Here is a 439-nt window from a genome sequence, read left to right on the forward strand (position 1 = left end):
TGCGCTGGAGTGGCAGCGACGATGGACTCAGCCTCGGCATCGAAGTTGCCCGCCGCTCAGTCAGCGACAGCTACCTCTCCTATGCTGGCGCCAAAGACAGCCTGTATGGGCTCACCTGGGGTGGCGTTACCCGCACAGGCATCAAACTCGACACCTCCTATGACGGAGAAGATGGCGGCGTCTATGCCAGCGCAGGCTACTACGGACTCACTGGCAAAAACGTCGCCAAGAACAGCATGGGTGAAATAGGCGTAGGTGCCTACTGGCGCGCCTACAAAACCAATGACTTCAGCTTCACTACCGGGCTGGGCCTGACCTCCTTCTTCTACAACAAAAACCTGCGCTACTTCAGCTACGGACATGGTGGCTACTTCAGCCCCAAATCCTATGTTGCACTAGGCATCCCGCTGGAGATCGCAGGACGCAAAGGCAAACTCTC

At 57.4% G+C, this 439-nt stretch carries 1 protein-coding gene; it reads left to right on the forward strand.

Translation table 11 applies throughout. The features are described from left to right. Positions 1-439 (forward strand): cellulose synthase subunit BcsC-related outer membrane protein (locus H8L47_RS29240; protein ID WP_186957341.1); only part of this gene is annotated, 439 nt, incomplete at both ends.

The organism is Undibacterium umbellatum (assembly GCF_014284125.1).
In the GTDB taxonomy this organism is placed as follows: Bacteria; Pseudomonadota; Gammaproteobacteria; order Burkholderiales; family Burkholderiaceae_D; genus Undibacterium; species Undibacterium umbellatum.